General features: G+C 70.4%; 13 protein-coding genes. 4 read left to right on the top strand and 9 right to left on the bottom strand.

Annotated elements, in window-relative coordinates:
- Window positions 1-5 precede the first annotated feature (5 nt).
- Complete coding sequence (locus tag ACZ6ZQ_RS29535; protein WP_469771559.1) at window positions 6-1,382, bottom strand: diaminobutyrate--2-oxoglutarate transaminase family protein; 1,377 nt, start codon at window positions 1,380-1,382, stop codon at window positions 6-8.
- A 299-nt stretch (window positions 1,383-1,681) separates the two neighbouring features.
- Between ACZ6ZQ_RS29535 and ACZ6ZQ_RS29530 the strand changes: the two genes are divergently transcribed.
- Together ACZ6ZQ_RS29530 and ACZ6ZQ_RS29525 are read left to right on the top strand one after the other, a co-directional pair.
- On the top strand, window positions 1,682-2,902 hold the full coding sequence (locus tag ACZ6ZQ_RS29530) for a trypsin-like serine peptidase (RefSeq protein WP_469771558.1): 1,221 nt from the start codon (window positions 1,682-1,684) through the stop codon (window positions 2,900-2,902).
- Window positions 2,903-3,275: 373 nt separating this feature from the next.
- Window positions 3,276-4,445, top strand: coding sequence for a trypsin-like serine peptidase (locus ACZ6ZQ_RS29525; RefSeq protein WP_469771557.1), 1,170 nt, complete (start codon window positions 3,276-3,278; stop codon window positions 4,443-4,445).
- Window positions 4,446-4,567: 122 nt separating this feature from the next.
- Here the strand turns inward: ACZ6ZQ_RS29525 and hflX are convergent, their stop codons facing one another.
- From hflX to miaA, 6 genes are all read right to left on the bottom strand, one after another.
- On the bottom strand, window positions 4,568-6,058 hold the full coding sequence (gene hflX, locus ACZ6ZQ_RS29520; protein ID WP_469771556.1) for a GTPase HflX: 1,491 nt from the start codon (window positions 6,056-6,058) through the stop codon (window positions 4,568-4,570).
- Between the two features lie 160 nt (window positions 6,059-6,218).
- Entirely contained in the window at window positions 6,219-7,673 is a 1,455-nt protein-coding gene (locus ACZ6ZQ_RS29515; RefSeq protein ID WP_469771555.1) for a M1 family metallopeptidase, read from the bottom strand.
- Window positions 7,674-7,800: 127 nt separating this feature from the next.
- Window positions 7,801-9,933 carry a RelA/SpoT family protein gene (locus tag ACZ6ZQ_RS29510; RefSeq protein ID WP_469771554.1) on the bottom strand — a complete coding sequence of 711 codons (2,133 nt, stop codon included), beginning with the start codon at window positions 9,931-9,933 and terminating at the stop codon, window positions 7,801-7,803.
- Between the two features lie 140 nt (window positions 9,934-10,073).
- Entirely contained in the window at window positions 10,074-10,973 is a 900-nt protein-coding gene (gene dapF / locus ACZ6ZQ_RS29505) for a diaminopimelate epimerase (RefSeq protein ID WP_469771592.1), read from the bottom strand.
- A gap of 35 nt (window positions 10,974-11,008) precedes the next feature.
- A complete protein-coding gene (locus ACZ6ZQ_RS29500) occupies window positions 11,009-11,461 on the bottom strand; it encodes a hypothetical protein (protein WP_469771591.1) in 453 nt (150 codons plus the stop codon).
- Window positions 11,462-11,568: 107 nt separating this feature from the next.
- Window positions 11,569-12,507, bottom strand: coding sequence for a tRNA (adenosine(37)-N6)-dimethylallyltransferase MiaA (gene miaA / locus ACZ6ZQ_RS29495; protein WP_469771553.1), 939 nt, complete (start codon window positions 12,505-12,507; stop codon window positions 11,569-11,571).
- 364 nt (window positions 12,508-12,871) lie between these two features.
- On the opposite strand from miaA, the gene ACZ6ZQ_RS29490 reads away from it, so the two are divergent.
- Both ACZ6ZQ_RS29490 and ACZ6ZQ_RS29485 read left to right on the top strand, forming a co-directional pair.
- Window positions 12,872-13,093: a hypothetical protein gene (locus ACZ6ZQ_RS29490; RefSeq protein ID WP_469771552.1), complete on the top strand. Its 222-nt coding sequence runs from the start codon at window positions 12,872-12,874 to the stop codon at window positions 13,091-13,093.
- Window positions 13,094-13,115: 22 nt separating this feature from the next.
- Complete coding sequence (locus ACZ6ZQ_RS29485) at window positions 13,116-13,370, top strand: antitoxin (RefSeq protein WP_469771551.1); 255 nt, start codon at window positions 13,116-13,118, stop codon at window positions 13,368-13,370.
- Between the two features lie 87 nt (window positions 13,371-13,457).
- On the opposite strand, the gene ACZ6ZQ_RS29480 is transcribed toward ACZ6ZQ_RS29485, so the two are convergent.
- Both ACZ6ZQ_RS29480 and miaB read right to left on the bottom strand, forming a co-directional pair.
- On the bottom strand, window positions 13,458-14,171 hold the full coding sequence (locus ACZ6ZQ_RS29480; RefSeq protein ID WP_469771550.1) for a class III extradiol ring-cleavage dioxygenase family protein: 714 nt from the start codon (window positions 14,169-14,171) through the stop codon (window positions 13,458-13,460).
- Window positions 14,172-14,298: 127 nt separating this feature from the next.
- Entirely contained in the window at window positions 14,299-15,819 is a 1,521-nt protein-coding gene (miaB, locus tag ACZ6ZQ_RS29475; RefSeq protein WP_469771549.1) for a tRNA (N6-isopentenyl adenosine(37)-C2)-methylthiotransferase MiaB, read from the bottom strand.
- Between the last annotated feature and the right edge of the window lie 15 nt (window positions 15,820-15,834).

Here is a 15,834-nt window from a genome sequence, read left to right as displayed (position 1 = left end):
CGGCATCAGTGAGACGGTCCGGTGCCGTTGCGGCGGTGGGGTGAGCGTTCGGCCGCTGCGAGGGCGTCGGCGAAGCGGTCGAGGACCGCGGCGGCCTGTTCGTCGGTGAGGGTGAGAGGAGGGAGGAGGCGGACAACGCCCGCGTGGCGTCCGCCGAGTTCGACGATGAGTCCGCGGCGCAGGCATTCCTGCTGCACTGCGGCGGCGAGGGCGGAGTCGGGAGGCGGGGCGTCCGCGTGCGGGTCGCCGGTGTCGGGATCGACGAGCTCCACACCGATCATGAGCCCGCGGCCGCGTACGTCTCCGATGCAGCGGAGGGTCGCGGCGAGGCCCTGGAGACGGCTGAGCATGCGGGCGCCGAGGGTGGCGGCACGTTCGGCGAGATGGTTCTCGCGGACGTAGGCGAGGGTGGCCGCGCCGGCGGCCATGGCGAGCTGGTTGCCGCGGAACGTACCGGCGTGGGCGCCCGGTTCCCAGGCATCAAGATCCGAGCGGTAGACGATGACTGCGAGAGGGAGGGAGCCGCCGATGGCCTTCGACAGGACCATCACATCGGGGACGATCCCACTGTGCTCGACCGCCCAGAAAGCGCCGGTGCGGCCGACTCCGGTCTGCACCTCGTCCGCGATCAGCGGGATGGAGCGGGACGCGGTGATCTCACGCATCCGGCGCAGCCAGCTGTCGGGCGCCGGGATGACTCCGCCCTCGCCCTGCACCGGTTCGACGATCAGGCCGGCCGGCGTGGGGACGCCTCCCTTGGGGTCGTCCAGGAGGCTCTCGGTCCAGCGGGCGGCGAGTTCGGCACCGCGCTCCCCGCCGATACCGAAGGGGCAGCGGTAGTTCTGCGGGTACGGCAGTCGGGTCACGCGGACATCGGTGGCCCCGCCTGAGGCATCAAGGGCTCCCGCGGTCATTCCGTGGTAGGCGCCGGTGAAGGCGAGAAGTCCGGTGCGGCCGGTCGCTGAGCGGACGAGTTTGAGGGCCGCTTCGACCGCATCCGTGCCGGCCGGTCCGCAGAACTGGATGCGGGCGTTCTCGGCGAGCGGGCGGGGCAGCGTGGCGAACAGCTCAGTGGTGAAGGCGTCCTTGACCGGGGTGGCGAGGTCGAGGACGTGCAGCGGCGCACCCGAATCGAGGACCTTCCTGATCGCTTCCAGGACCACCGGATGGTTGTGGCCGAGGGCCAGGGTCCCGGCGCCTGACAGACAGTCGAGATACCGGCGGCCGTCCGCTCCCTCGATCGTCAGTCCCCGGGCCCGTACCGGAACGATGGGCAGCGAGCGCGCATAGGTCCGGGCTGCCGATTCGCGGAGGGACTGACGCCGCAGGATCCCTTCGTGCGCGGCGGGCTGCACCACCGGGGCAGGTTCGGTCACGGCCACGGCTCTTGGTCCTCCTGCTGTCACAGTTGCGTCGCACGTCGGTACGGCGTTGGCCCGCCGCGCCGCGAGGCTGAACGCTGACCTCGTGTCCCCCGTACGTACCAACGACGCCGGAAGCGGGGGATCACGGTCATTCCGAAGATCGTTGGGGCGGGGAACCGCAGCCCTGCCGCACACCGTCCCCATCGGCACCGGCATAGTGGGGGCCGCACTTCGGCGCCGGGCTGCATCGCCGGGTCTGTGCAAGCAGTTCGATCCAGTACGTAGGTCATTTCATGAAGTCCCAGGGGGATCACCACATGCGTCTCAATCGCCCGCACTTCGCCGCGCGCCGTGGGGGGAGCGCCCGTCGCAGAACCTCTCCGGTGTTCGCGGCGGCCGCGGTTGCCGCGGCTCTCTCGCTCACGGCCACCGCATGCGGCCCCAGCGAGAACAACGCCGGCAACAAGCCCAGCGCGCCCGCCGCCGACCAGGGCACCGACGGCAAGATCACGATCCCGGACGATCTCAAAGACCGGCTCAAGGAGCACGGGATCGACCTGGACAAGTGGAAGAACGGCGAGTGGAAGAACTGGGACAAGGACAAGTGGCTGCGTGAGGCCAAGGACTTCGTCAACCCGATCATCGAGGACCTCTGGGACCCGGACCGGATGCGGGAGGCCGAGCAGCCCGACAAGCCGGTCGAGGAAGAGGACATCTCCGGCGACGAGGGTGTGACCGATCCGACGCCGGAGCCGGTCAAGGCCCAGGCTGTGAGGGCGCCTTACCACGGCAACGCGGCCGAGGCCGGGAAGGTGTTCTTCGACGGCCCCAAGGGCTCGATGGTCTGCTCCGCCACCGTGGTGAAGGATCCGGCCAACCCGGGCAAGTCCAACATGGTGTGGACCGCGGGCCACTGCGTGCACGCGGGCAAGGAGGGCGGCTGGTACCGGAACATCGCCTTCGTCCCGTCGTACAACAACAGCGCCAAGACCAGCACCAAGAACGACTCGAAGGAAGAGATCGCTCCCTACGGTGTGTGGTGGGGCGACTGGGCGCAGACGTCCGAGCAGTGGATCTCCCAGGGTGCCGCGACCGGTGGCCAGGGTGCCCCGTACGACTTCGCGGTGATTCATGTGACCCCGGAGAAGGGCGGCACCGGCAAGTCCCTGGAGGAGACGGTCGGTTCGGCGCTTCCGGTGAACTTCAACGCCCCGGCAGCGCCGAAGATCGGCAGCATGACGGCGACGGGCTTCCCGGCGGCGCCTCCGTTCGACGGCGAGCGGATGTTCCAGTGCAAGGACAAGCCGGGCCGGCTGTCCCTCACGGCGGACCAGCCCACGATGTTCCGCATCGGCTGCACCATGACCGGTGGTTCGTCCGGTGGCGGCTGGGTCGCTGCTGGCCAGGACGGCAAGCCTGCGCTGGTGTCGAACACGTCGATCGGCCCGGTCACGGCCGGCTGGCTGGCCGGTCCGCGGCTGGGCGCGGAGGCCAAGGACATCTACGACGCGGTCAGCAAGAAGTTCGCGGGCCGGTAGCCACGGCCACAAGCCGAGGGCGGTTTCCGGTAGCCGGTTTGTGTGAGCCTGCTTCTGTGAGTCGGCTTCTGCCGACCGGTGGCCGTAGTCCAGAGCCGCAAGCCCGAGCGGTGAGGCAGAGCCGGGAACGCTCGGCGCTACGTACGCGAAGGGGCCTTCGGAGCGAGTCCGGAGGCCCCTTTCGCGTTCGCCGTCGCCATCCCGCGTCGCCACGCGTGGAGACTCCGTGCAGGTGGCGGGCCCATGTCAACTGCCTCGGGTCACCCAGGCCTAGAGTTAGGGGCGCACCACGGGCGGTCCACCGGAAGACCGCCCTTTCGCGTGCCAAGCACGTGACACGTTCATGGCAATACACACAGGGGGATTCGTTTCCATGCGATCCATACGTCCGCTGCTGGCCGCCACCGGCCTTGCCGCGGCTCTCTCGCTCACGGCCACCGCATGCGGCCCCAGCGAGAACAACGCGGGCGACAAGCCCGCCGCATCCGCTTCCGCCGGGGACAACGGCGGTGCCGCCCTTCCCGCGGACCTGGCCGACAAGCTCAAGGAGCACGGTGTCGACCTGGACAAGTGGAAGAACGGCGAGTGGAAGAACTGGGACAAGGACAAGTGGCTGCGTGAGGCCAAGGACTTCGTCAACCCGGTGATCGAGGGCATGTGGAAGCCCGAGCGGATGAAGGAGGCCAAGTCTCCGCAGAAGACGATGGCCGCCGGTGACATCGCGGGCGACCAGGGCGTCACGGACCCGGAGCCGAAGCCGGTCCAGGCCGTGCCGGAGAAGAGGCCGTACCACGAGAACGCCGCACCGGTCGGCAAGGTGTTCTTCGACGCGCCCGAGGGGACGATGGTCTGCTCGGCCACCGTCATCAAGGATCCGAAGAACCCGGGCAAGTCCAACATGGTGTGGACCGCGGGCCACTGCGTGCACGCCGGCCAGGAGGGCGGCTGGTACCGCAACATCGCCTTCGTCCCGGCCTACAACGACCTGGGCAAGTCGCCGGCACAGCTGGAGAACGCGAAGCCTCAGGAGATCGCCCCGTACGGCGTCTACTGGGCCGACTGGGTCTCGACCTCCGGTGAGTGGATCTCCCAGGGCGGCCCGACCGGCGGCGAGGGTGCCCCGTACGACTACGCCGTGATGCACGTGAAGCCGGAGAAGGGTACGAAGTCCCTCGAGGAGACCGTGGGAGTCGCCCTCGACGTCAACTTCGATGCCCCCGAGGCGAAGAGCATCGCCGCGATGGGCGCCTGGGGCTATCCGGCGGCGGAGCCGTTCAACGGCCTCATCATGCACAAGTGCGTCGACCGCCCCGGCCGGCTGTCCATCAGCCCCGGTACGCCGACGATGTGGCGCATCGGCTGCACCATGACCGGTGGTTCGTCCGGTGGTGGCTGGTTCGCCGAGCAGCCGAACGGCAAGCTGGCGCTGGTCTCCAACACCTCCATCGGCCCGGTGACGGCCGGCTGGCTGGCCGGTCCGCGGCTGGGCGAGGGCGCTCGGGAGATCTACACGACGATGAGTGACAAGTTCGCGGAAAAGTGATTTCGCGGGGCAGGAATTCTGCCCGCGCTCCGAACGACCGAAGGCCCGTCCTCCGAATGGAGGTACGGGCCTTCGGCCTCTGAACGGGACCGCTGTCCGTCGCGCCGATCAGCGCATCGCCGTCAGCGCGTCGCCGGAACGTACGGCCCGAGTGCCGCGGCCAGTTCCTCGTGGACGCGCGCCTTCAGCAGCGTGCCCTCGGAGGTGTGCTCCTCGGAGAGCACCTCCCCGTCGGCGTGCACCCGCGAGACGAGCGCTCCCTGCGTGTACGGCACGAGGGCCTCGATCTCGACCTCGGGTCGCGGCAGTTCGGCATCGATCAGCGCGAGCAGCTCGTCCATGCCGGCGCCCGTACGGGCCGACACCGCGATCGCGTGACGCTCGATGCGCATCAAGCGCTGCAGCACCAGCGGATCGGCCGCGTCCGCCTTGTTGATCACGACGATCTCGGGTACGTCCACGGCGCCGACATCGCGGATCACCTCACGCACGGCGGCGAGCTGCTCCTCCGGGGCCGGGTGTGAACCGTCCACCACATGCAGGATGAGATCGGACTCGCCGACCTCCTCCATGGTGGAGCGGAACGCCTCGACCAGGTGGTGAGGCAGATGCCGGACGAATCCGACGGTGTCCGCCAGCGTGTAGAACCTGCCGCTCGGGGTCTCGGCCCGGCGCACGGTCGGGTCCAGGGTGGCGAACAGCGCGTTCTCCACCAGGACACCGGCGCCGGTGAGGCGGTTGAGCAGCGAGGACTTGCCCGCGTTGGTGTATCCGGCGATGGCGACCGACGGGACCTTGTTCCGCCGGCGCTCCTGCCGCTTGATCTCGCGGCCCGTCTTCATGGCCGCGATCTCCCGGCGCATCTTCGCCATCTTCTCGCGGATCCGTCGCCGGTCCGTCTCGATCTTGGTCTCACCGGGGCCACGGGTGGCCATGCCGCCGCTACCGCCACCCATCTGCCGGGACAGCGACTGACCCCAGCCCCGCAGCCGGGGCAGCATGTACTGCATCTGTGCCAGCGCCACCTGCGCCTTGCCCTCTCGGGACTTGGCGTGCTGCGCGAAGATGTCGAGGATCAGGGCGGTACGGTCGACCACCTTGACCTTGACGACGTCCTCCAGCTGGATCAGCTGGCCAGGGCTGAGCTCACCGTCGCAGACGACGGTGTCGGCCCCGGACTCGAGCACGATGTCGCGCAGCTCCTGGGCCTTGCCCGAGCCGATGTACGTGGCCGGGTCCGGCTTGTCGCGGCGCTGGATGACGCCGTCGAGCACGAGGGCACCCGCCGTCTCGGCGAGCGCGGCCAGCTCCGCGAGCGAATTCTCCGCGTCCTGCACGGTCCCCGAGGTCCAGACGCCGACGAGCACCACGCGCTCCAGTCGGAGCTGCCGGTACTCGACCTCGGTGACGTCCTCGAGCTCGGTGGAGAGTCCTGCGACACGCCGCAGCGCTGCCCGCTCGGAGCGGTCGAACTGATCGCCGTCCCGATCTCCGTCGATCTCGTAGCTCCAGGCGACGTCCTCTTCCATCAGGGCATCGGCCCGAAGGCTCTCGGTGCGGTTGCTGTCCGCGAAGCTCTGCGCGTCCTGGGAAGTGGATGAAGAGGAGGTCATTGGATCCTTACGTCGATGGAAGCACGGTACGGAACGTACGGTACGCCGGTTACAACGCGTAACGGTGCCGGAAGATTCCCGGAGGTCCGAAGGGGTCCGGCCCGGCGGCGTCGCCGACGTGTTGATGGTCGCACGGCGCCGCCACGGCCGTCACCCTGGTTTACGCGGGCTTCGCGGCGGGGGCCTTGCTGCGCCACTGCGGGTGACCGGGCATCTTCGGGGTCTTCTCCGCGTACAGCCAGGCCTTGAAGAACGCGGAAAGATCACGACCGGAGACACGTGACGCGAGTTCGGCGAAGTCGGCCGTGCTCGCCGTCCCGTCCTTGTGCTCGGCCACCCACGCCCGCTCCAGCACCGCGAAGGCATCCTTCCCGATCTCCTGTCGCAGCGCGTACAGGACCAGGGCGCTGCCGTCGTACACGACCGGCCGGAACAGCCCGAGCTGCTGACCGGGTGTCCCGAGCTTCGGGGCGGCCGGTGGTCCCCCCGCCGCGCGCCAGCCGTCCGACTGCGTGTACGCCTCACGCATGCGCTTCTCCATGGACTGCTTGGCGTGTTCCTCCGCGTACAGCGCCTCGTACCAGCTGGCGTGTCCCTCGTTGAGCCAGAGGTCCGACCAGCCGCGCGGCGAGACGCTGTTCCCGAACCACTGGTGGGCCAGCTCATGCACCATGATCGAGTCGACGTACCACTTGGGGAACTCGGGGCGGGTGAAGAACGACCGCTCGAAGAGCGAGAGCGTCTGGGTCTCCAGCTCGAACCCGGTGCCGGCATCTGCGATCAGCAGCCCGTACGTCTCGAACGGATAGCGCCCGACCTTGCTCTCCATCCATGTGATCTGTGCCGGTGTCTTCTTGAGCCAGGGTTCGAGGAACGTGCGGTCGGCCGTCGGCACGACGTCCCGCACGGGCAGTCCGTGCGGCCCCTGGCGGTGGATGACCGCGGACCTGCCGATGCTGACCTGGGCCAGTTCGGTCGCCATGGGGTGCCGGCCGCGGTACAGCCAGGTCGTGGTCCGACCACTCGGGGTCTTCGCCACCTGCAGCCCGTTGGCCACGGCTGTCAGCGCCGAGGGGGCGGTGATCCGGAAGGTGAAGAGGGCCTTGTCTGCCGGGTGGTCGTTGCAGGGAAAGACCCGGTGGGCGGCGTCGGCCTGGTTGGCCATCGCCAGACCGTCGGCGGTACGCACCCAGCCGCCGTCGCCCTTGCCCTTCGGGTCGCTGGTGTGGCTGACGGTGACGCTCAGCGGCTCGCCCGGGGCGACGGCGCGCTCGGGCGTGATGACAAGGTCCTCGCCGCTGGTCGAGAATTCGGCGCTGCTGCCGTTCACGTCGACTTTCCGCACGGTGCCGCGGGTGAAGTCGAGGTTGATCCGCTCCAGGGGCTCGGTCGCCCTCGCGTCGATCTTCGTGACGGCTTCCAGCGGCTTGGTGTTCGAGCCGCTGTAGGTGAAGGCGATGTCGTACGTGAGGACGTCGTACCCGGGATTGCCCAGGTGGGGGAAGAGCGGGTCGCCGATGCCGAGCGGCTCGGGCGCGGGAAGGACGGCGGCGACCAGAGTGGCCGAGGCAGCGGCAAGCAGGACGGCTCGCAGGCGTCGAGAGGTGAGCAGCATGCACCACCGCTACCAGCGCGGTGATCGCGGACCGCGACGGCTCGCTCCGCGCCCACCCGAACGGCGTCCGGCGGTGCGCCGAGTCGAGACCGGAAGGACAGAATGGGGCCGAAGGGGGCGTCGGGGATCAGGTGGTGGTCGTCGGATGCTGGGCCCGGCTCACGTCGTACACCCCGGCCACATCGCGCATCGCCCGCATCAGAGCGGGAAGTCCGGCGGCGTCCGGGAGCTGGAGCGTGTACGTATGGCGTACGCGCTGCTGGCTCGGCGGTTCGACGGTGGCGGAGACGATCGCGGCGCCGGCCGTCGCGATGACGTCGGTGAGGTCCGCGAGCAGACGGGGCCGGCCGAAGGACTCGGCGACGAGCGTGACACGGCATTCGGCGGCGTCGCCCCAGCGCACACCCACTGGCGCGCGCCCCAGGGCGCGCATCCGGGCCACGGCGGGACACTCCTCGCGGTGCACGGTGACGGCGCCGCCGCGGACCGCGAAGCCGACGACCGCGTCCCGCGGTACGGGGGTGCAGCAGCCGGCGAGGCGGACGGTCGCCCCGGGGAGGCCGGGCAGCTCGGCCACGGCGTTCGTGACCGCGGGCCGGCCCGCGGTGAAGGCGACGGGCGCGCGCGGGGCGGCGGCGGGGGGCTTCGCCCCCTCGGGATGCTCGGTGAGCCAGGAGGTGATCGCGATCCGCGCGGCGGGCGTGCGGGCGTGGTCCAGCCAGTCGGGGGAGGGCCCGGAGGCGGCGTCCTGGGCGAGCAGCAGCTGGACCGTGTCGCCGTCGTTGAGCTGGGTGCTGAGTGTGGCGAGCCGGCCGTTGACGCGTGCCCCGATGCACGCGTGCGCCTCCTCGCCGTACTGCGCGTACGCCGCGTCCACGCAGCTCGCCCCGGCAGGCAGTCCGAGCGTGCGTCCGTCGGCGCGGAAGACGGTGATCTCGCGGTCCGCGGCGAGTTCGGCACGAAGGGAGGTCCAGAAGGTGTCGGGGTCGGGGGCGGACTCCTGCCACTCCAGGAGCCGGGAGAGCCAGCCGGGCCTGGTGGGGTCGGCGCGCTCACCGTCGGCCGCGTCGGACGCATCGGGCCGATCGGCCGCCTCGGCCCTGTCGGCCGGCGGATGCGGATTGCCCTGCGCGTACGGGTTGCCGAGGGCGATGACGCCGGCCTCCGCGACGCGGTGCATCTGGTGGGTACGGATGAGGACTTCGGCGACGGCTCCGCCGGAGCCGGCGACCGCCGTGTGCAGCGACTGGTACAGGTTGAACTTGGGCGCGGCGATGAAGTCCTTGAACTCCGAGATCAGCGGGGTGAAGCAGGTGTGCAGTTCGCCGAGGACCGCATAGCAGTCGGCGTCCTCGCCGACGAGGACGAGGAGCCGCCCGAAGTCCGTCCCGCGCAGCTCGCCGCGCTTGAGCCGCACGCGGTGGACGGAGACGAAGTGGCGGGGGCGGATGAGGACTTCGGCCTGGATGTCCGCGTCGCGCAGCACGGTCGTGACGTCCTCGGCAATGGCGGCAAGAGCGTCCGCCGCATCGGCGTTGTCCGCGATGAGTGCCCGGGTGCGTTCGTACTCCTCGGGGTGGAGGATCGCGAAGACCAGGTCCTCCAGCTCGGTCTTGAGGGCCTGGACACCGAGCCGCTCGGCGAGCGGGATCAGCACGTCCCGTGTGACCTTGGCGATGCGGGCCTGCTTCTCCGGACGCATCACGCCGAGCGTGCGCATGTTGTGCAGCCGGTCGGCGAGCTTGATCGACATGACCCGTACGTCGTTGCCCGTGGCGACGAGCATTTTGCGGAAGGTCTCGGGTTCGGCCGCCGCGCCGTAGTCGACCTTCTCCAGCTTGGTGACGCCGTCGACGAGGTAGCAGACCTCCTCTCCGAACTCCGCGCGTACCTGATCCAGCGTGAGGTCGGTGTCCTCGACGGTGTCGTGGAGCAGGGCCGCGGTCAAGGTCGTGGTCTCCGCGCCGAGTTCGGCGAGGATCAGGGTCACGGCGAGCGGATGCGTGATGTACGGCTCGCCGCTCTTGCGGAACTGGCCGCGGTGCGACGACTCGGCCAGTACGTACGCCCTGCGCAGGATGGCCAGATCGGCGTCCGGATGGTGGGCGCGGTGCGCCTCCGCGACATGGCCGATCGCGTCGGGCAGCCGGTCCCGGGCGGTGGGACCGAGAAGCGCGGCCCTGCCCAGCCGACGGAGGTCGAGCCTGGGGCGGCCACGCCCGCGACTGGGAGCACCAGGGTTGGTGGCCTCTGCACTCATGGGGCACCTCCGGCAGCGTCGACCGGCGGCGGGAAAGGCAGGCATGTCCTCCTGGCCGGTGCTTGATGCTACCGAGCCCACCACGTGGCGGAGTCCGCCTCTCGCTCAGCGTGAAAGGGATCACCCATTCGAGCGAACACTCAGGCGTCGGCCGTTTCGCTCCGTGACGGAGAGGACGTCGCGAGCCAGGCGGGATCTATGTGGCCCTCGGCGACGAGCACGGCGGGGCCGGTCATCTCGATCGCGCCGTCGGGGTGCTCCGTGATCACCAGGCGCCCGCCCGGAAGATCCACCGTGTACGTCACCGGGGCCCCGGTGACGGCCGGGTCGGCGCCGTCCCGGCGTGCGGCCGCCACGGCGACGGCGCAGGCGCCGGTCCCGCACGAGCGGGTCTCGCCCGAGCCGCGCTCGTGCACACGCATGGCCACATGGCGCGGACCGCGGTCGACGACGAACTCGATATTCACGCCTTCGGGGTATACGCCGGCGGGGGAGAAGGGCGGGACGGAGAACAGGTCTCCCGCGTGGTCCAGATCCTCGACGAAGGCGACCGCGTGCGGATTGCCCATGTTCACGTTCCGGGCGGGCCAGCTTCGGCCGTCGACGGTGACCGTGACGCCGTCCTCCGGGAGGACGGCGCGGCCCATGGCGACCGTGATGTCGCCCTCCTTGTCGATGTGCACCCGCTTGACGCCACCGCGCGTGGCGACCGCCAGATCGCCCGTGTCGACAAGGCCGGCACGCTGCAGATAGTGGGCGAAGACCCGCACGCCGTTTCCGCACATCTCGGCGATCGAGCCGTCCGCGTTGCGGTAGTCCATGAACCATTCGGCCTCGCCGGACTGCGAGCGTGCCTCGGGGTGCGCGGCGGAGCGCACGACGTGCAGCAGACCGTCACCGCCGATGCCCGCGCGGCGGTCGCAGAGCCTGGCGACGACGGACGCGGGCAGCTCGATCACATTGTCCGGGTCCGGGACGATCACGAAGTCGTTCTCGGTCCCGTGGCCCTTGAGGAAGGCGATCGGCGAGGTCTTGGACATGGTCACCGCACCATCGTACGGGGCGGCGCCGACACTCAGCGGAGCCGGGCAACCCGCCACACGGCGAGGGCGACCAGCGCGGCGGCCATGACGACGTAGAGGGCGATCATGCGCCAGTCGGGGCGCTCGCCGGAGCTGCGCTCGGGCAGACCGGGCCAGGTGTGACCGACCCGGCGGGCGGCCATCATGCCCCAGCCCGCGGCGCAGCAGCTGATCAGCAGCCCGAGCATGGCGACGACCGCGCCACCGTCCCCGGAGCCGAAGGCGAGGGGGAAGGCGAACATGAGCGAGCCGACCGCGGCGAGCCCCACGATGGGGGCGAGCTGCCAGATCCGCAGCCTGCCCTGCGGGCGCAGCTCGACCTCTACCTCCACCCCGGCCTCGGGGTCGTCCTGGAGCACGTCCTGGGTGTCGTCAGGGCCGTCGGGACTGAGACGGGGCACGTCTTCCCGTGTCCCCTGTTCTCTGTCGCGAGGGCCGGCCTCCATCGCCACGCGCCCTCCCAACTCGGACTCCACTTGTCGATCGATGCTCGATGATGGCACGGCCCCGGGCACCGGAATGACGTGCAAGACGTCCCGATGCCATCACGTGATCAGGCTGTAACCGCTCGTTCGACCAACGCGAGCGCACGGTGCGGGAGTTCCGCGCGGTCCTCAACGGCGCCGCTCAGCCAGTGAACGCGCGGGTCGCGGCGAAACCATGAGTCCTGGCGGCGCGCGAAGCGTTTCGTGGCGCGCACAGTCTCGGCGCGCGCCTCGTCCTCCGTGCACTCCCCCGCGAGCACGGCGAGCACCTGTTGGTAGCCGAGCGCACGGGACGCCGTGCGCCCTTCGCGCAGCCCGTGCGCCTCCAGGGTCCGCACCTCGTCGACGAGCCCCGCCTCCCACATACGGTCCACCCGCAGGGTGATGCGCTCGTCGAGCTCGGGGCGCTCGACGTCGACGCCGATCTGGACGGTGTCGTACACGGCCTCGTGGCCGGGAAGGTTGGCGGTGAAGGGCTTGCCGGTGATCTCGATGACCTCCAGCGCACGGACGATGCGGCGGCCGTTGCTGGGCAGGATCGCCCGGGCGGCGTCCGGGTCGGCCGTGGCCAGCCGGGCGTGCAGCACGCCGGAGCCGCGCTCCGCCAGCTCCGCCTCCAGCCGGGCACGCACCTCGGGGTCGGTGCCGGGGAATTCGAGGGCGTCGATCGCTCCCCGTACGTACAGCCCGGAGCCGCCGACGAGGACCGGTGTACGACCCTCGGCGAGCAGTTTGTCGATCTCCGCGCGGGCCAGCCTCTGGTACTCGGCGACGCTCGCCGTCTGCGTGACGTCCCAGATGTCCAGGAGGTGGTGCGGGATCCCGCCGCGCTCCCCAGGTGTCAGCTTGGCGGTGCCGATGTCCATCCCGCGGTAGAGCTGCATCGAGTCGGCGTTGACGACCTCGCCGCCGAGCTGCTGGGCGAGATGGACGCCCAGATCGGACTTTCCGGCCGCTGTGGGGCCGACGACGGCGATGACCCGCGGTGCGGGAGCTGCACTTCTCACCGCCCCAGTCTCGCAAACGTCACAGGTGTCCCCGAACGAGTTACGTGACGGCACACCAGTGGGGTCGTTGCCTGTTGCGAGGTTCTGGCCGCCGGTTTTCGAACCGGCCCCCGGGGGCGGCGCAGTGGGACGCTCCGGGCAACGCGGAATTTCGCCCACACGAGTACGCTATGGAGTTGATATGGGCGTTTTTGCAAGGTTTCGTCGGAAGAGTAAGGGAGCTGCCGAGGCGTCAACCGACGAGGGTCCCGACGGCACCCTGACGGCGGATTCCCCGGAGGGTTCCGCGGGGGGTTCCGCGGAGGGTTCCGCGGAGGGTTCCACAAAGGCTGCGGAAGGGACGGAGGGTTCCACCGAAGGGGCGGTGGAGGGGGCTGCGGACGGCTCGAAGGCATCCGAGCCCGCCAAGGCCTCTGCGGAGGAGACCACTGACGGCCCGGCCGCCATGGCCGAGTCGGAGACCGAGGAGCACGCCGGTACGTGCGGCACGTCCGGCACGTCCGGCGCGGAGAGTGTCGAGATTCCCAAGCAGCAGTCCGCCGACGAGGCCGCGGACAACGAGGCCGGCGAGGGCGCCCGTCATTAGATCCGTACGAGCGAGGTGACCCATGAGCATCCTGGACACGCTGAAGGCCAAGCTCGCCCCTGCCAAGGAGAAGGTCTCTGATCTCGCGCACCAGCACGGGGGCAAGATCGAGCACGGTCTGGACAAGGCCGCGCGGTCGGTCGACCAGCGGACCAAGGGCAAGTACAGCAACAAGATCGAGTCGGGCACCGAGAAGGCCAAGGGGGCCCTGGACCGCCTCGCCCACAAGGACCACGGCACACCGAAGGACGACGACGCCCCGCCGCCGGCCTCCTGAATGAATAACGGCGGACGGCCGCGGAGCGCTTGGCTCCGCGGCCGTCCGCCGTTTCAGCCTCCCTCGGAGGCGGGTGCTTCCGGTGCTTCAGGACCAGGCGGCCACGAAGTACCCGACGCCGTACGGGGCGTCCTCGTACAGCAGCTGTCCTGCCAGGCCGGCGCCTCCGGCGGCGCCCGCGAGCACCTGCCAGGGGGCACGGCCGGCCGCCTTCAGCACGTGCGCGAGGGACGCGTCCAGCGCAGTGAGCGCCTCCGTGTCCGCCGCGCCCAGGGCGCGGGCCGCCTCGGCGTCGAAGGCCGCCGCGCGCTCGTCCAGATAGCCGGGTGCCTTCAGGGTGCGGCAGGCGCTGCCGTCGCCCATCACGAGCAGCGCGACACGGTCCGCGCGGGCGGCGAGTTCCCGGCCGGTCTCCGCACACTGCTCCGCGGCCAGTTGCTCGTCGACGCCGAGTCCCTCGACCGGGACGCCGGCCCACCGGGCGCGGTCGAGCAGCCAGGCGGCGACAGCGAGCGATACGGGAAGGGGGCGCCGCGGCGCCGGGCCGTCGGCCGGGCCCAGGTGTACGTCGACGTCCACGCCGAAGCCGTGGAAGGAGCCCCGCGTGCCTTGGGGGTACGCGCCCAGCTCGTCGGGCCCGGCGGGGCCGACCACGATGAGCCGGTCGGGCCGGGAGGCGGCCAGCACGCTCAGGGCGTCGGCGCAGGCGGTCCTGGCGGCGGCGAGCTCGGGCGCGGCGCCGGCAGCCACATCCGGCACAAGGAGCGGGGGGCTGGGGCAGACGGCGGCGGCGACAAGCATGATCGCAGAGTAATGCCTGGCGGTGGTGGGGGTCGGGTGAGGTCACCGCACCCCGGCGCGCTCCGGCAGCCGTGCGCCGCGCCGGTGACCGCATCGCGCCCGCCCGGACGGCCGGGCGCTGTCGTCGTCAGCCGACTGCCGAGCAGCCGCCCGTCGGAGCGGGCAGCGGGGCCGGGACGCCCACCGTGGGGAGGCCGAGCATGACGCCCGGCTGCTCCGGGGGTGCGGCGTTGCGCTTCTGCCAGGCGTCGCCCGCGCGGGTGCGGCGGACGGACGTCGTCTCGCCTTCGGCGAGGAGGTGGTGCGGGGCGGCGTAAGTGATCTCCACGGTCACCACGTCGCCCGGGCGGACCTCATCGGCGGGCTTGGTGAAGTGGACCAGGCGGTTGTCGGGGGCACGGCCGGAGAGGCGGTGCGTGGCGCCGTCCTTGCGGCCCTCGCCCTCGGCGACCATGACCTCGAGGACCCGGCCGACCTGCTTCTTGTTCTCCTCCCAGGAGATCTCCTCCTGGAGGGCGACCAGCCGCTCGTAACGCGCCTGGACGACCTCCTTGGAGATCTGTCCGTCCATCTCGGCGGCCGGGGTGCCGGGCCGCTTCGAGTACTGGAAGGTGAAGGCCTGCGCGAAGCGCGCCTCGCGCACGACGTGCATGGTCTGCTCGAAGTCCTCCTCGGTCTCGCCGGGGAAGCCCACGATGATGTCGGTGGAGATCGCGGCGTGCGGGATTGCCGCGCGGACCTTCTCGATGATGCCCAGGTAACGCTCCTGCCGGTACGAGCGGCGCATCGCCTTCAGCACCGTGTCCGAACCGGACTGCAACGGCATGTGCAGCTGGGGCATCACGTTCGGCGTCTCGGCCATCGCGGCGATCACGTCGTCGGTGAAGTCACGGGGGTGCGGGGAGGTGAAGCGGACGCGCTCCAGCCCCTCGATCCTTCCGCAGGCGCGCAGCAGCTTGGAGAACGCCTCGCGGTCCCCTATGTCGGAGCCGTACGCGTTCACGTTCTGGCCGAGCAGGGTGATCTCGGAGACGCCCTCGGCGACCAACGCCTCGACCTCGGCGAGGATGTCTCCGGGCCGGCGGTCCTTCTCCTTGCCGCGCAGTGCGGGGACGATGCAGAACGTGCAGGTGTTGTTGCACCCGACGGAGATGGAGACCCACGCGGCGTACGCGCTCTCGCGGCGCGTCGGCAGCGTCGACGGGAAGGCTTCGAGCGATTCCGCGATCTCGACCTGCGCCTCTTCCAGGATGCGGGCGCGTTCCAGCAGCACCGGCAGCTTGCCGATGTTGTGCGTACCGAAGACGACGTCGACCCACGGCGCCCTCTTGACGATGGTGTCGCGGTCCTTCTGGGCCAGGCAGCCGCCGACGGCGATCTGCATCCCAGGCCGCTTGGCCTTCATCGGGGCGAGCCGGCCGAGGTTGCCGTAGAGCCTGTTGTCGGCGTTCTCGCGTACCGCGCAGGTGTTGAAGACGACGACGTCGGCATCGCCCTCGCCGGCGCCTTCGGGCGCGCGGACGTAGCCTGCGTCCTCCAGCAGGCCGGACAGCCGCTCGGAGTCGTGGACGTTCATCTGGCACCCGTAGGTGCGCACTTCGTATGTTCCCTTGACGTCCACTGCTTCGCTCCGGTCGCTGCTGGTCATTCCTCCAGGGTAAGG

This window comes from Streptomyces sp. NPDC053673 (genome assembly GCF_055585225.1).
This window is presented reverse-complemented; position numbering and strand designations above follow the sequence as displayed.

Excerpts from the sequence above, each read along its gene's own strand:
- ACZ6ZQ_RS29530 (WP_469771558.1), top strand. The coding sequence starts at position 1,682 with ATGCGTCTCAATCGCCCGCACTTCGCCGCGCGCCGTGGGGGGAGCGCC.
- ACZ6ZQ_RS29525 (WP_469771557.1), top strand. The coding sequence starts at position 3,276 with ATGCGATCCATACGTCCGCTGCTGGCCGCCACCGGCCTTGCCGCGGCT.
- hflX (WP_469771556.1), bottom strand. The coding sequence starts at position 6,058 with ATGACCTCCTCTTCATCCACTTCCCAGGACGCGCAGAGCTTCGCGGAC.
- ACZ6ZQ_RS29515 (WP_469771555.1), bottom strand. The coding sequence starts at position 7,673 with ATGCTGCTCACCTCTCGACGCCTGCGAGCCGTCCTGCTTGCCGCTGCC.
- ACZ6ZQ_RS29510 (WP_469771554.1), bottom strand. The coding sequence starts at position 9,933 with ATGAGTGCAGAGGCCACCAACCCTGGTGCTCCCAGTCGCGGGCGTGGC.
- dapF (WP_469771592.1), bottom strand. The coding sequence starts at position 10,973 with ATGTCCAAGACCTCGCCGATCGCCTTCCTCAAGGGCCACGGGACCGAG.
- ACZ6ZQ_RS29500 (WP_469771591.1), bottom strand. The coding sequence starts at position 11,461 with ATGGAGGCCGGCCCTCGCGACAGAGAACAGGGGACACGGGAAGACGTG.
- ACZ6ZQ_RS29485 (WP_469771551.1), top strand. The coding sequence starts at position 13,116 with ATGAGCATCCTGGACACGCTGAAGGCCAAGCTCGCCCCTGCCAAGGAG.
- ACZ6ZQ_RS29480 (WP_469771550.1), bottom strand. The coding sequence starts at position 14,171 with ATGCTTGTCGCCGCCGCCGTCTGCCCCAGCCCCCCGCTCCTTGTGCCG.
- miaB (WP_469771549.1), bottom strand. The coding sequence starts at position 15,819 with ATGACCAGCAGCGACCGGAGCGAAGCAGTGGACGTCAAGGGAACATAC.